Genomic DNA, 13,864 nt, shown 5'->3' on the forward strand with positions numbered 1-13,864 from the left:
ATCTCAAAAGAAAGCAGGTGTTATGTAGATGAGCAATATTATTGATTATTACTCTAGCTTTGACGAGTGGGGCAGGCTGGATAGAGAACCCTTAGAGTTCATAATTAATCTCCATTATATCAAGAAATATATGCCATCAGCTGGGAAGGTGCTGGATAATGGCGCAGGACCCGGTAAATACGCAATGGAACTGGCTAAGCTCGGATATACAGTAACCCTTTCAGATATCACACCTAAATTAGTTGAAGTAGCAACGAAAAAGGCAGCTGAACTAGAATTAACTGAGCAATTTGACGGGTTTTATAACTTAAATGCTATAGATTTAGAAGGAATACCTAATGAGAATTATGATGTTTCATTGATGCTTGGTCCTTTGTATCATTTGCAGAAGGAAGAGGAACGAATTTTAGCAGTAAAAGAGTTGCATCGCGTGACCAAGCAAGATGGCTTAGTATTTGTGGCTTTTCAAAGTCGAATGAGAATGACCATTAATTCGTTACAATCCCCGCAGCAATGGAAACCGAACGATAATATGAACACCATCAATGAATTCTATGAGAGTGGAATCTTTAATCATAGTGACAAGGGCCGGTTTACAGGTGCTTATTATTTTAACATTGATGAGATTCAGCCTTTCATGGAAAGGAATGGATTTGAGTCGATAGATTTAATTGGTTCATCAAGCATTGCAGCCATGTTATCTGCAGAGCAGCAACAGTATTGGACTCACCAAGAGGGGGAAGAGAGCTTGATTAACTTTCTCATATCCAAAGCAAATGATCCTTCAATCTTGGGCATCTCATCACACTTGTTATACATCGGTAAAAGAAAATAAAAAAGAGCGTCAGTTTCTTAACTGGCGCTCTAAATTTTATAAATGACTGATTACCTTACAGATGTAGTGTGTAGCGGTTCGCTTTACTCAACCCGCGGATCATTTCGATTTCCTCTAAAGACAGTGGGGCTGACTTAGCAGCCGTTACATTATTCTTCAACTGCTCCATACTACTCGCTCCAGGGATAATAACCGCCACAGACGGATGACCAAGCGGATAATGAAGCGCCGTTTGTGCTAGGGGGCGTGAGTGACTCGTTTCCTGCACAAGCTGATTATGCAACTTCAGAAGCTCCTCACTACTGTAATCTAAGTACTTCTTCTCTGCCTTGCTGCGGCCATTCTCCGAAAGGATGCCACCCGCCAAAGGACCCCGGGCAATAAGACTGATCCCATGCTCGGCCAGCAGAGGGAGAATTTCTTCCTCAGGACGTCGATCTAAAATGCTGTATTGACTCATTACACTGACTATATTTGATTTTTTTACATATTCTCTAATCACATTAGGTCGAATAGAAGAGATCCCATAATATCGGATTAGCCCCTCTTGCTTAAGTTCTTCAAAGGCTTCAATAGTCTCATCCATCGGATCATCAATTGTTCCGCCATGCAGCTGATACAGATCGATATAATCCGTTTGGAGGCGTCTTAGGCTGTCTTTGACTGCGGATTTAATATAGGATTTTGATGGATCCCAGCTCCAGCCTTCTTGACCTGGAATTCTGCGGTTACCCACTTTTGTGCTCAATATCACCTCACCGCGGCGGTGGCGAATCGCCTTACCAATGATCTCTTCATTACGACCCTCATCATACAGATCGGCTGTATCTAAAAAGTTAATGCCTTGATCGAGCGCTTCATGGACGATGGAAATGGCTTTTGCCTCATCCGTACCTAAGGACATGCATCCGAGTCCTACTTCACTTACATATAAATCAGACTGGCCCAAGCGATTTTTATTCATAGGGTGTTCCTTTCTAATTCCGTTGTTTGTTATATTATAACGCCTTAAAGCATCGAATTCGAATGTAAAAGAATGATTTCCTTTGACATTATAACCTAGAAGCATTATCGTCATAGCATATGTTATTTACTAGATGATGATGGATAGGGAGAGACTTGAACATATGGAACAAGCAATGTTTGCAGGTGGTTGCTTTTGGTGCATGGTTACACCGTTCGAGGAGTTACCAGGTATCCAAGGGATTGTATCGGGTTATGCTGGAGGATTAACCGAGAACCCAACGTACGAAGAAGTCAAAACAGGAACAACAGGACATTACGAGGTGGTACAAATTACGTTTGATCCAGCGCTTTTTTTATACGAGAAGCTGCTTGAATTATATTGGCCTCAGATTGATCCCACGGATGACGGTGGACAATTTCAGGATAGAGGAACACAATACCGGACAGCCATCTTTTACTATAATGAAGAACAACGTTTAGCAGCCCTTGCCACGAAGGAGCAGGTTGCTGTGAGTGGCAGATTCTCAGGTCCTGTCGTGACGGAAATCCTTCCAGCGCCAACCTTTTATCGGGCGGAAGAATATCATCAGGACTATCATCACAAGAATCCCAAGCATTATAAAGAGGATCGTGAGCAATCCGGACGGGATACCTTTATCGCTAAACACTGGTAATCGTAGAAACGGAATTTCTAAAGAAAAAGAGCATGGAGCATCCTAAGTCTTTCGTGGCTTACAGGTGCTCTTTTGCATCATATACAGATTTTATATATTTTAAATTCTACATACTTTCTACACATTTATAGACTAAACTACTCTAAATCAAGCGAGAAATTCAAAATGGAGGGTTTAGGATGAAAAAAATCATACCCATAGTTGCTGTTACATTGCTTTTAAGTGCAGTGTTAGCTGGCTGTCAATCGAGCAATAACGCCCCATCTGGATCAGATAAGAAAGCTTCTATATCGTCAGTGGATCAACCGTGGATCGCAACAAAAAACACAACTCGTATAAATACTTCTGACCCTACTGAGGCAGCAGTTATTGTTTCACAAACCCTTTGGACTGCACAGACGAAGAACAACAGACCTTCAAGTGTAGTATTAACGGATGTAAGCCATTGGCAGATTGCCGCAGTTAGTGCGGATTTGATCCATCATCCGAATAATGGCCCTATTCTTTTTACAACTAAAGAGGGTGTTCCTGAGGCAACGATAGCAGAGCTTAAGCGATTGAATCCTTTAGGCGCAGAAGGTAATAATGGTGTACAAGTAGTGCTCGTCGGACCCATGGCTTCCAATGTCGAAGAACAATTAAAGACACTGGATCTGAAAGTAGACCGAATTGAAGGGAACGAGCCGGCAGCTATAGCACAAGCCATTGATACTTATTATGCAAAAGCTTCCGGTGAACTTCCAAAGGCAGTCATTGTAGGTTCTATGGATAGTCCTGAGTACACACTGCCTGCAGTGAATTGGATCGCCCATATGCCAGAGCCGCTTCTCTATGTAACAAAAGATGAAATTCCAGACCCTACGGTTAATGCTTTGAAAGAGCGTGGAGGTTCGGCTACGATTTATATCTTAGGACCTGAAAAAGTTGTATCTACAGCAGTAGAAAAGCAATTACAGGAATTCGGCACAGTAACCCGTATAGCTGGAAAAGACATTTATGAGAATGCCATTGCTTTTGCTACTTTTAAGGACGCCAGCAACGGTTTCGGCTGGGGCATAACGACGCCTGGCCATAATTTGTCTTTGTTGACTACCGACTCAACGATGCTGGCGATCGCCGCTGCACCTTTTTCTCATTTAGGGAAACATGCACCGCTTATCTTTACTGAAAAAGACGGGTTGCCAGATTCCGTGATGGAATATATGATGACCCTTCAACCTAAATTTCAAGATTCGCCAGCAGAAGGTCCTTATAACCATGCTTGGTTAACAGGGGACATCAATACCATCAAAGAGAGTGCCCAAAGCGAAATCGATGATATGCTGGAAATCTCTCCGGCTGCAGGCGGCAATTCCCATTCCGGTCACTAAGGGTATGACAGGCTGGCATCATTAGCAATGATGTCGGCTTGTTCTGTTTTTATTTTGTATAATAAGAAGAATTAGAACTAGGCAATGAAGAGGGTGAATGACTTGAATAAGCTCCAGGTACTGATCGTTGATGATGAATGGAATATGCGAAATTTAATTCGGATTTATTTAACAAAAGAAGGAATAACGACTAGAGAAGCGTCAACGGGGCATGAGGCACTCACTTTGCTGAAACAACATAACTTTGATCTAATCCTGCTGGATGTGATGATGCCAGATATGGATGGCTGGCAAGTCTGTAAAACCGTTAGAGAGGTAAGCTCTGTCCCCGTTCTAATGCTGACAGCTCGTTCGGAAACTAAGGACAAGGTTCGTGGTCTCGGCATAGGAGCGGATGATTATCTCACCAAACCGTTCGAGTCAGAGGAATTAGTGGCAAGAATTTATTCTTTGGTACGGCGTTCAATGCTTACATCGACCCAACAACCTCAGAAAAAGGTTCTGAGCTACCCTGAGCTAGCGATTTACCCGGATGCTCGTGAGGTGTATATTCTGGATACAGCGGTTGAATTTACACTCAAGGAATTTGATCTGCTAACGGCCTTGGCGCAAAATACGCACCGTGTCTTTACGAGAGAAGAACTAGTGGAGCGTTTATGGGGCAACGATTATGAGGGTGAGAACCGTGTCATCGACACGCATATTAAGAATATCCGCGAGAAATTACATAAGGCGGGTCTCTCTTATAATCCTGTTCAAACGGTATGGGGGTTAGGTTATAAATTTGAGATCCCAGGTAATCATCTATGAAGAATAATATGATCGGACTGAAGCTCGGGTCAGTTATTATGTCTGTTTTTTTAGTTGTTTTGCTAATTCTTGGGATAACGATAGACCGAATGTTTACCAGCTTTTATTATAACGAGATGCAAAAAGAAACTGAGGAGTTAACCTCGCATTTTATCGGAATGGCTGAATCACCGGATAGTTCAAACGAGCAGATGATGAGTGCTTTTGCAGAATTTTCGGACGTGAGTATATTTAATATTTCAAAAGACGGTAGTGTCATTCTCCATTCGGGTGTTCATGACCGCGCAGATCGTTCATTCATCAATGCTTCGGATATTACTCGGATATTTGCCGGAAAAAGTGTGAATTTTGAGTATACAGATCCTACCGGACACAGATATTTCATCACTGGAAAACCAATTTCAAATGGTCAAACTATCCAGTCTGCACTATATGTAATGTCCTCTACAGAGAACATGAAGCAATCCTTGGCTTCTATCCGTAATCTGCTGTTGCTCGCAGGAATTGGGGCCTTTATATTGGCACTAGGGATCACGGGAATCATTAGTTTATTGTTATCCAGGCCGCTGATCAAGATGCAGAAGGCGACTAGAAAAATTGCTGCCGGTGAATTGGAAACGAGACTTTCCATACGGAGTAACGATGAAATCGGGTTTTTGGCAGGAGCTATTAACGACCTTGCTGTAGATCTGCAAAGATACAGGGATACGCGTCAGGAATTCTTAGCCAACATTTCTCATGAACTACGAACACCCATCACTTATTTGAAGGGATATACCAAGGTTGTAAAGGATGGACTTTATGAGACCGAAGGGGAACGAGATCTGTATTTGGATATTATCCACGAGGAAGCGCATCGGCTTGAGCATCTGGTAGAAGATTTATTTGAACTGGCAAAGATGGAAGAAGGTAAAATCACACTTACGCTAGACTGGATAGATCTTAAGTACATGACAGAACAAGCGGTACGAAGAGTGGAATTGAAAGCTAAAGAAAAGGGACTTCTGCTGAATATTACGTATCATGGAGATTCGTGTAGGGTTCGTGGAGATGAAAAGCGTATGGAACAGATTATGATGAATCTTCTGGAGAATGCAATCCGCTATACGGATGCAGGTGAGATTACTGTCCATGTAGATGAGGATGTCAATGGGGACTCCGTTTTATTTATTGTGGAAGATACCGGTATAGGTATTCCTGAGGTAGAACTACCCTATGTCTTTGAACGATTCTACAGAGTTGAGAAATCACGATCCAGGCAATATGGTGGAACAGGACTTGGACTATCCATTGTTAAAAAGCTTGTGGAATTACACGGCGGTAAGATTCGAATTACAAGTCAGCCTGGCATTGGAACTCGTTGCGAGGTGCAGCTGCCTAGATTACCATTCGTCGAAAAGTAAGAGCCGAAAAAGACTTCGCGTATTTACGCGAAGTCTCTTTTTATGTGCAATCTACTAAACTATTTTGCTGGCTCAAGCTCTTCAAGTGCCCACTCACAAAATTGTATAGAACTCTCCATATCAAGCACTCGTTTACGGATGAGTAAATAACGTCCAAAAGTCGAAGCTTTTAACTCACGAGTCTCCCTTCGTTCATCACGTAAGACATCGTTGGCTTTCAGCAAGATCTTGTAACGTTCTAGCTCGCTTTTACAAAACTCCGCACGTTGCTGCAGAAGGGCCTTTGCTTCCTCTGGTTTGGAGAGCCATAAACTATACAGCTTAAAATGTAGCTCGTCCCGTAGAACTGGAGGTTCAGCTGGGGTTTCCACCCAATTACGTAATTGCTCTAGTCCTGCCTCTGTAATGGAGTACTCCTTCTTGTCCGGCTTATCGGATTGCTCAATAAGCTGATATGAAATGTATCCTTGCTGCTCCATGCTCATTAGAAGAGGATAGATTTGACTATGTCCGGCCCGCCATAACGGTTTGATATTCTGAGTTAATTCATATCCAGACAACGGGTTAGCAGTAAGTAAAGCTAGAAGTCCGTAAGACAGTGTATTCATTACTCTGATACCCTCCAGTTATTATAAATCCGTTTATATTGTGAATTTTGGGGATATGTCAAGATTGACATATTATCCATACAATTATAACATTATTTAAGTTAATTGATATATGTAAAAGTAGACATATGAAAAGATATAGGAGGGTTAGCGTGGACGTTAAACAAGAAAGTAAAATTCTCTTTTGGCCTATAATGATTGCCATATTCTTCGGAAATTTCGTCTCTGTTTTAAGTACAACAACTATCAACATTGCTGTTCCTCTTTTAATGAATCATTTCCATTCGAACCTGAACACTATGCAATGGATGGTCACAGGTTTTATGCTAGCTACGGGTGTAACTGCACCGCTTGCCGGTTATCTTGGAGGCAGATTCAGCTATAAGCGGCTTTATTTATTCGCCTTGACGGGATTCACCATATTCTCCTTACTCTGTGCAATAGCCTGGAATCCTACAACTTTGATTGTATTTCGGATGCTTCAAGGCTCTTGCAGCGGGCTGATTATGGCCTGTACGATGACGATTATATTCCAAGTGATTCCAGCTGAACGCAGACCTTTTGCCGTGAGCTTGTGGTCACTGTCCGCGATGGTTGCCCCAGCCATAGGTCCGACATTTAGCGGATGGTTACTTCAGTATGCAAGCTGGCACTGGTTATTTTTAATTAACATTCCCATTGGGATGATTGCTATTATTCTGACCGTAACGTTAATTCCTTACTATCGAATGAATGTTCCGAAATCATTTGATATTCCCGGATTCCTTACCGTTGTACTGGGGAGTTTATCATTGCTAACCGCATTTAGCCAAGGTAACAGCTGGGGATGGGGTTCATGGAAGACTATTTTATTAATACTTGTGGGGATAGCTCTTCTAGTTTACTTTGTCTTGCACGAGCTCAAGACGGAAGTGCCGTTGCTGAATTTACGTGTCTTCCGAAATCGCCGCTTTACTGCCATGCTAAGTATCTATAGTCTGGTGACGATAGCAATGTATGCTGGAACCTATTTAACACCATTGTTCTTACAGACGGTAGAAGGAGCAACAACACTAAAGACCGGGCTTATCTTATTACCATCTTCGATCCTCCTTGCATTGTTAAGCCCAATTGTGGGTAAGTTGTATCCGAAGTTCGGACCTGTGAAGTTAATTTCTGCTGGTATTTTATTTATTTTCATCGGTTTATTCATGATGAGCCGGCTGCATACGAACGTTTCTTACAGCTTCGTGATGTGGGCGATGGTCGTTCGCAATTTAGGGATTGGATTAGCTAACGTCCCGAGCAGCACTGCGTCTATGGAGGAAATTCCAGTCGAATGGTCAGGTCATGCCACATCGATCAACAACTGGGTTCGGAATGTGTTAAGCTCACTTGGGATTGCGGTGTTCACTTCTATTTTGTCCACAAGATCCATACTGCACTCTAAAGAATTGATCAATTCAGGTGCAGATAATGCAGATACGATAAGATTATTATCGTTTACCATGGGTGTGAATGATGTATTCGTAGTCGGCTCAATCATCGTGTTGCTTGGATTACCACTTATGTTTTTATTGCGCAAGAAGCCTAGTGTGATTTCTGTTCAGAGTGCGGGATAACCTTCGCTTCACATTAGAAAAGCAGACCAAGGGCTAAACCTTGATCTGCTTTTTTATGTTTTATACCCTTAGTTAGTGCATCATGTCGCCCATTCCACCCATGCTGCCCACAATTTCCGGATTGATCATCCCGAATATCATCGCGATATGCGCTACAACCAAGAATCCACTGATGAATATAAAATGAAGCTTCATTTTCTGTTCATCTGTTCGTTTACGAGCGATCAGACCAAGATCTAACAAAGCTAGCGGTAATAAGAAAAGCACTCCGCTCAAATAGAAGCCTACGGCTACTACGTCAACCCATGTGTGCCACTCACCATTCACTGTCAAAGGGATGAATGCGGTAGGAAACAAGTAGAGGAATACGCCTGTGAAGTACAACCCAGCCAGAATGCTACAGATTTTGTTAAAGGTTCGTAAAGAGCTCTTTAGATTTTTGGTGAACAAGATAATAAACTCTGTAACGGTGATCGTCTCAGCAAAAATCACAGGGATCGCCATGAATAAAATCAAGTTCCAAGGCTGATTATCTGCTAGCAAAGACATATAATGGGTCATATTCATAAAATACTCCTCCGATATATAAAAATAACTTTCGCACTGATCGTATTAAAGAAGTATGTGGAAAGTATGTAGAAACGAATGTATTATAAATACATCCATTAATTACAATCGAGGGGAGCAAGACAGCGTGGGAAGAGGACTACGAAGTATTTTATTTGATTTGGATGGGACATTAACGGACCCTAAAGAAGGGATTACAAAAAGCGTCGAATACGCATTAAACAAATTTGATATTCAAATCGAGCATTTAGATATGCTTCTTCCTTATATAGGCCCACCTCTTTACGATTCTTTTATTGAGCTACATCAGTTCTCAGAGGAACAAGCGCGTCAAGCGGTTATCTTCTACCGTGAGCGTTACAGCGTCGTTGGACTGTATGAGAATAGGGTGATTGATGGTATACCGCAATTGCTGGAAGGTCTTAAGAATAACGGATATTCGTTGTATGTAGCTACCTCTAAGCCTACTGTTTTTGCAGAACAAATTCTTGAGCGTTACAAACTAGATCATTATTTTGATCATATTGGTGGTAGTAATCTAGACGGCACCCGTTCTAAAAAGAAAGATGTGATACAGTACGTCCTCGATCAGAATGCCATTCTTCCAGAAGAAGCTGTGATGATTGGAGACCGCGAACATGATATCATCGGAGCTATTGTTTGTGGAGTAGAATCTATCGGTGTGACGTTTGGCTACGGTCCTAAAGGAGAACTAGAGCATGCTGGAGCAGATCATATCGCTTATCGAGTAGAAGAAATTGCGGCTATCATCCAACATATATCATTAAGAGAGCGGTGTGCGAAATGATCCAACCTCGTAATTCAATTTTGGAGGGCAACACAGTCAAGCTGGTTCCAATGGATGACAGCCATGTAGAAGGGCTAGCGAGAGTATTAAGAAATCCAAACATCTGGGAATTTACCTGGCGAAAAATAACGTCGGACGAGCAGGTGCAGGATTTAATCACAACCGCATTCGCAAATCAAAACAATGAATCGCAAATTCCATTCGTCATCATTGATAAAGCTACTGGACAAATCGTCGGTACCACTCGAATCATGCATCCGGATTTAGTTCATCGTAATGCTGAAATCGGATGTACTTGGATCTCGCCTGAATATTGGAGAACTAGTGTGAACACCGAGGCTAAGTCATTACTGCTTCACTATTGCTTTGAAGACCTAAGGCTCATACGTGTAGAATTTACAGTGGTGAAGACTAACTTGAGGTCGCAAAGAGCAGTAGAACGATTAGGGGCTGTAAGAGAAGGGGTTCTGCGCCAACATAGAATCAGATCTGACGGTTCGATTCATGATAATGTTGTCTTTAGTATTTTGGATAAAGAATGGCCATCGGTCAAAGAGAATCTGCACTATTTATTAAATGAGAAGTACGCGTGATTTGATAAAAGAAGCAAAGAGTCCCTCTCATATTGAGAAGGACTCTTCTTCTATAGATCAGCCACTTGGCTGCTTATGGTTATTGTTTAGGGCTTACAAGAATCTTCACTTGATTTTTTTCTTTCAAAAGCGCCTCGAACCCATGTTCAATCACTTCGTTCAATTTGATTCTTTTAGTCACTAATTTGTCCGCAGGGAAGTAACCTTGTTCCATCAGGCTAATTACTGCTGGGAATACATCACGGTATCCGATAATACCGGTTAAATTACGTTCTTTAAGTACGATGTTGTTAGGTGTAATCGTAGCATCTTTCTCGAAAATACTAACGATCATAATTTGACCACTTAATTTAGTGGAATTGATAGCTTGTGTTAGAACGGGAGGGACACCTGTGACTTCAAAAGCAACATCCACGCCACCATCTGTACGTTTTTGAATTTCCTCAACCACATCATATTGCTTAGGATCGATTACGATACCCCCAAGCTCCTCAGCCTTACTCTTACGTTCCTCAGAAAGCTCTACAACATAGATCTCAGCCGCGCCAGATGCTTTCAAAGCTTCAATTACAAGCAAACCGATTGGACCCGCACCGAATACTACAGCTTTATCTCCAACCTTCAATTGACTGGAACGAACAGCATGCAGAGCCACTGCAGAAGGTTCTACCAGAGCGCCTTGCTCATAGGATAAGCTGTCAGGAATTTTGTGGACCATATGTTGGTCTGCTGCAACGTATTCTGAGAATCCACCGCCACCACCGGCGAGACCTAGGAAGCCCATTTTCTCGCAAAGATTGTATTTGCCTTGTCTGCACGCCACACATTCTCCACATGCATATACAGGTTCGACGACAACTCGATCACCAACATTAAACTTGCTAACCCCTTGGCCTACTTCAACGATTTGTCCGGAAAATTCATGGCCCATCACGATTGGAGCTTTTTCGCCTGTGAGGGGATGAGGAGTGCCTTCAGGAATGAAAATTGGACCGGCTACATATTCGTGAAGATCACTGCCACAAATTCCGCACCATTCCACTTTAATTTTCACTTTTCCTTCAAGCGCAGCGGGTTCATCAATCGTTTCTAAACGTAGATCTTTGACGTTATGCCATCTTAATGCTTGCATATCATTCATCTCCTAGATTCATAAATTGATAATAAATAGTGTGTTTATTCCGGAAAAGAGGAAACGTTTCCGAATCAAATATGTCACATAATTTTCATATTGTCAAATTTAAATACTAAAATATTAATATCAAAAATTAGTGAAAATTTTCACCTAAACTCAGCGATATCAGGCATATATAGACTGTGTTTTACTTGCTATAAGTGCTTTTATAAGCACTTGTATGTTATAATAAATATATTGGAAAAACGGCTTAAAGGAGACGGACAGATTTAATAATAGCAATGATAACGGAAACGATTCCGAAAATGAGGGGACTATCAACTTGGCTAATAAAAACAAAGTAACCATAGAGGATGTAGCAAAAAAAGCGGGAGTAGGGATTGCTACTGTCTCCAGAGCTATAAATAATTCTGAGGGAATCAGTTCCAAGACAAAGGCATTGGTTCTTCAAGTGATCGAGGAGATGGGATTTACCCCAAACACCTCTGCACAAAGCCTAAAGATTCGCCAAACGAAGCAAATTGCCTTGGCTGTTCCTGATATTCGAAATGCTATCATTCCAGATATCGCCTGGTCCGTGGAGCAAGCCGCTAAACAGGACGGTTACCGAGTCATTCAGATTAATACTTCCGGAAATCCGCGGACAGAGCTCGAAACGATTCGTGAGATCAAGAAATTACATGTCGATGGACTCATTATCATGCCTCTTGCTTATCCAAAGACGATGGTAGAGCTAATCAATAAATCGAGTGTTCCGGTCTCCATCATTAACTACGGTAAGCGTATTACGGAGAATGTGAAAGCAGATATCGTTAGCCTGTCACGTTTTGAAGGTCAGCTAATCATGGAGCATCTAAATAGTATTGGTCGAACTAGAATTGCTTATGCGGGTGCTCAGAAAGATCTCATTGAGGATCGATATCTTGCTTATCAGCAGGCTTTGAATCAAGTGGATGTTTCTTTGGTTTATTTTGGAGAGGATTTCTCCCTTCAAACGGGGGTACAAGCCGCAGATTATTTCTACAGCCTGACCCATATGCCAGATGCAATATATGCTGTAAATGATATGGTCGCTATAGGGATTGTAAACCGTTTTAAAGAACTGGGTGTGTGTGTTCCAGAAGATGTAGCTGTGGTTGGGGTAGATAATAACTCTTGGACAACCATCACAACGCCTCAAATTAGTTCCGTTTCTATCATGGGGAATGAAGTGGCTCGATTAGCTACGCAGCTTCTTTTACAACGGATACAGGATAATATTACTGGAGAGTATCAGAGGGTGCAGCTTGATCCGCGTTTAATCGTGCGAGAGTCCAGCGTTTCTGTTAGACGGAATACAACAAGTTGATAATATACTCTAAACCCTGTTAGACTTAATACAAAGTAAGCTGATGGGGTAATAAGAAATGAGGAGAATATTATGGCTAATATATACAAAAGCATAACTGATTTGATTGGCAACACACCGTTATTGGAAATTTCGAAATATAGTAAATCTCAGAATGTTGAAGCAAAAATTCTTGCCAAGCTAGAGTCTTTTAATCCTGGAGGTAGCGTTAAGGATCGTATAGGTTATGCGATGATCAAAGATGCTGAAGATAAAGGTTTAATTCATAAAGATTCTGTAATTATTGAGCCAACAAGTGGCAATACCGGCATCGGCCTTGCCATGGCAGCGACCAGTCTTGGCTACTCGCTGATTATCGTTCTTCCGGATACGTTTAGTATTGAACGCCGTAAGGTAATGGCTGCACTTGGTGCTAAGCTTGTATTAACACCTGGAGCTGAAGGGATGAGCGGTGCTTTGAGAAAGGCGGAGGAATTGGCTGCTGAAACTCCATATGCATACATTCCACAACAATTCAGCAATCCAGCGAACCCTGAAATTCATAGAACAACAACTGCAGAGGAAATATGGCGGGATACGGATGGGAATGTTGATATTTTTATTGCGGGTGTTGGTTCTGGCGGCACCGTATCAGGGGTTGGGGAAGCTTTGAAGGCTAAGAATCCTTCGGTGCATATTGTCGCAATCGAGCCATTTGATTCACCAGTCCTATCTGGGGGCAAGCCTAGTGCGCATGGGATTCAGGGAATTGGGGCTAACTTCATTCCGGAGATTTACAATAAAGAGGTTGTCGATGAAATTTTTCAGGTGAAGAATAAAGACGCATTTAATGTAGCGCGTGAAATTGCCAAAACCGAGGGATTGCTTGTAGGGATCTCGTCGGGTGCCGCGGTATATACAGCCACAGAAATTGCTAAACGTCCAGAAAATAAAGGGAAGACGATTGTGGTGATTCTGCCGGATACGGGTGAACGTTACTTAACAACTACTCTGTTTGATATTAACGAATAGATTGAACTAACCTTTGACTTGAAGTTAATACGAAATTGGAGGCTCAGCGGAAAGCTGAGTCTTTTTGTGTATTTAGTGATTGAAGAGTGATCCTTTTATCCCCTTATTTTACCAACGGCTATGGTACAATATAGC

At 41.9% G+C, this 13,864-nt stretch carries 14 protein-coding genes; 10 read left to right on the plus strand and 4 right to left on the minus strand.

The window, feature by feature from the left end; translation table 11 throughout:
- The first annotated feature begins 28 nt into the window (after positions 1–28).
- Complete coding sequence (locus ACN6KS_RS13840; RefSeq protein ID WP_094869862.1) at positions 29–835, plus strand: class I SAM-dependent methyltransferase; 807 nt, start codon at positions 29–31, stop codon at positions 833–835.
- 55 nt (positions 836–890) lie between these two features.
- Here the strand turns inward: ACN6KS_RS13840 and ACN6KS_RS13845 are convergent, their stop codons facing one another.
- Positions 891–1,799: an aldo/keto reductase gene (locus ACN6KS_RS13845; RefSeq protein ID WP_440962231.1), complete on the minus strand. Its 909-nt coding sequence runs from the start codon at positions 1,797–1,799 to the stop codon at positions 891–893.
- Positions 1,800–1,962: 163 nt separating this feature from the next.
- On the opposite strand from ACN6KS_RS13845, the gene msrA reads away from it, so the two are divergent.
- The 4 genes from msrA to ACN6KS_RS13865 all read left to right on the plus strand — a co-directional run bounded on the left by msrA (position 1,963) and on the right by ACN6KS_RS13865 (position 6,058).
- The gene (gene msrA / locus ACN6KS_RS13850) at positions 1,963–2,475 is read left to right on the plus strand and encodes a peptide-methionine (S)-S-oxide reductase MsrA (protein ID WP_440962232.1); all 513 of its coding nucleotides are present in this window, start codon (positions 1,963–1,965) and stop codon (positions 2,473–2,475) included.
- A gap of 179 nt (positions 2,476–2,654) precedes the next feature.
- The gene (locus ACN6KS_RS13855; protein ID WP_440962233.1) at positions 2,655–3,845 is read left to right on the plus strand and encodes a cell wall-binding repeat-containing protein; all 1,191 of its coding nucleotides are present in this window, start codon (positions 2,655–2,657) and stop codon (positions 3,843–3,845) included.
- Between the two features lie 102 nt (positions 3,846–3,947).
- On the plus strand, positions 3,948–4,655 hold the full coding sequence (locus ACN6KS_RS13860) for a response regulator transcription factor (RefSeq protein WP_280786090.1): 708 nt from the start codon (positions 3,948–3,950) through the stop codon (positions 4,653–4,655).
- Positions 4,652–6,058, plus strand: coding sequence for a sensor histidine kinase (locus ACN6KS_RS13865; RefSeq protein ID WP_440962234.1), 1,407 nt, complete (start codon positions 4,652–4,654; stop codon positions 6,056–6,058). The genes ACN6KS_RS13860 and ACN6KS_RS13865 overlap by 4 nt, the downstream gene beginning before the upstream one ends.
- A gap of 59 nt (positions 6,059–6,117) precedes the next feature.
- Here ACN6KS_RS13865 and ACN6KS_RS13870 read toward each other — a convergent pair whose 3' ends face one another.
- Positions 6,118–6,666, minus strand: coding sequence for a PadR family transcriptional regulator (locus ACN6KS_RS13870; protein WP_094876104.1), 549 nt, complete (start codon positions 6,664–6,666; stop codon positions 6,118–6,120).
- Positions 6,667–6,818: 152 nt separating this feature from the next.
- Here ACN6KS_RS13870 and ACN6KS_RS13875 point away from each other — a divergent pair, with 152 nt between their 5' ends.
- Positions 6,819–8,267: a DHA2 family efflux MFS transporter permease subunit gene (locus ACN6KS_RS13875; protein ID WP_440962235.1), complete on the plus strand. Its 1,449-nt coding sequence runs from the start codon at positions 6,819–6,821 to the stop codon at positions 8,265–8,267.
- A gap of 72 nt (positions 8,268–8,339) precedes the next feature.
- Here the strand turns inward: ACN6KS_RS13875 and ACN6KS_RS13880 are convergent, their stop codons facing one another.
- On the minus strand, positions 8,340–8,834 hold the full coding sequence (locus ACN6KS_RS13880) for a DUF6803 family protein (RefSeq protein ID WP_440962236.1): 495 nt from the start codon (positions 8,832–8,834) through the stop codon (positions 8,340–8,342).
- A 127-nt stretch (positions 8,835–8,961) separates the two neighbouring features.
- Between ACN6KS_RS13880 and ACN6KS_RS13885 the strand changes: the two genes are divergently transcribed.
- Both ACN6KS_RS13885 and ACN6KS_RS13890 read left to right on the plus strand, forming a co-directional pair.
- Positions 8,962–9,642 (plus strand): HAD family hydrolase, encoded by a 681-nt coding sequence (locus tag ACN6KS_RS13885; RefSeq protein WP_440962237.1) that lies wholly within the window; start codon positions 8,962–8,964, stop codon positions 9,640–9,642.
- Positions 9,639–10,235 carry a GNAT family N-acetyltransferase gene (locus ACN6KS_RS13890; RefSeq protein ID WP_094869871.1) on the plus strand — a complete coding sequence of 199 codons (597 nt, stop codon included), beginning with the start codon at positions 9,639–9,641 and terminating at the stop codon, positions 10,233–10,235. The genes ACN6KS_RS13885 and ACN6KS_RS13890 overlap by 4 nt, the downstream gene beginning before the upstream one ends.
- A gap of 79 nt (positions 10,236–10,314) precedes the next feature.
- Here ACN6KS_RS13890 and ACN6KS_RS13895 read toward each other — a convergent pair whose 3' ends face one another.
- Positions 10,315–11,367 (minus strand): 2,3-butanediol dehydrogenase, encoded by a 1,053-nt coding sequence (locus ACN6KS_RS13895; RefSeq protein WP_094876107.1) that lies wholly within the window; start codon positions 11,365–11,367, stop codon positions 10,315–10,317.
- Positions 11,368–11,692: 325 nt separating this feature from the next.
- Between ACN6KS_RS13895 and ACN6KS_RS13900 the strand changes: the two genes are divergently transcribed.
- Together ACN6KS_RS13900 and cysK are read left to right on the plus strand one after the other, a co-directional pair.
- Positions 11,693–12,718, plus strand: a complete 1,026-nt coding sequence (locus ACN6KS_RS13900) for a LacI family DNA-binding transcriptional regulator (RefSeq protein ID WP_440962238.1) — start codon at positions 11,693–11,695, stop codon at positions 12,716–12,718.
- Between the two features lie 72 nt (positions 12,719–12,790).
- Positions 12,791–13,729 (plus strand): cysteine synthase A, encoded by a 939-nt coding sequence (gene cysK / locus ACN6KS_RS13905; protein ID WP_440962239.1) that lies wholly within the window; start codon positions 12,791–12,793, stop codon positions 13,727–13,729.
- Positions 13,730–13,864: the final 135 nt, after the last annotated feature.

The sequence above is a fragment of the Paenibacillus nitricinens genome (genome assembly GCF_052056485.1).
Lineage (GTDB): Bacteria > Bacillota > Bacilli > Paenibacillales > Paenibacillaceae > Paenibacillus_AQ > Paenibacillus_AQ nitricinens.

Bases quoted from the DNA above. Each gene is read 5' to 3' on its own strand.
- ACN6KS_RS13840 (WP_094869862.1), top strand. From the start codon at position 29: ATGAGCAATATTATTGATTATTACTCTAGCTTTGACGAGTGGGGCAGG.
- ACN6KS_RS13845 (WP_440962231.1), bottom strand. From the start codon at position 1,799: ATGAATAAAAATCGCTTGGGCCAGTCTGATTTATATGTAAGTGAAGTA.
- msrA (WP_440962232.1), top strand. From the start codon at position 1,963: ATGGAACAAGCAATGTTTGCAGGTGGTTGCTTTTGGTGCATGGTTACA.
- ACN6KS_RS13855 (WP_440962233.1), top strand. From the start codon at position 2,655: ATGAAAAAAATCATACCCATAGTTGCTGTTACATTGCTTTTAAGTGCA.
- ACN6KS_RS13865 (WP_440962234.1), top strand. From the start codon at position 4,652: ATGAAGAATAATATGATCGGACTGAAGCTCGGGTCAGTTATTATGTCT.
- ACN6KS_RS13870 (WP_094876104.1), bottom strand. From the start codon at position 6,666: ATGAATACACTGTCTTACGGACTTCTAGCTTTACTTACTGCTAACCCG.
- ACN6KS_RS13880 (WP_440962236.1), bottom strand. From the start codon at position 8,834: ATGAATATGACCCATTATATGTCTTTGCTAGCAGATAATCAGCCTTGG.
- ACN6KS_RS13890 (WP_094869871.1), top strand. From the start codon at position 9,639: ATGATCCAACCTCGTAATTCAATTTTGGAGGGCAACACAGTCAAGCTG.
- ACN6KS_RS13895 (WP_094876107.1), bottom strand. From the start codon at position 11,367: ATGCAAGCATTAAGATGGCATAACGTCAAAGATCTACGTTTAGAAACG.
- cysK (WP_440962239.1), top strand. From the start codon at position 12,791: ATGGCTAATATATACAAAAGCATAACTGATTTGATTGGCAACACACCG.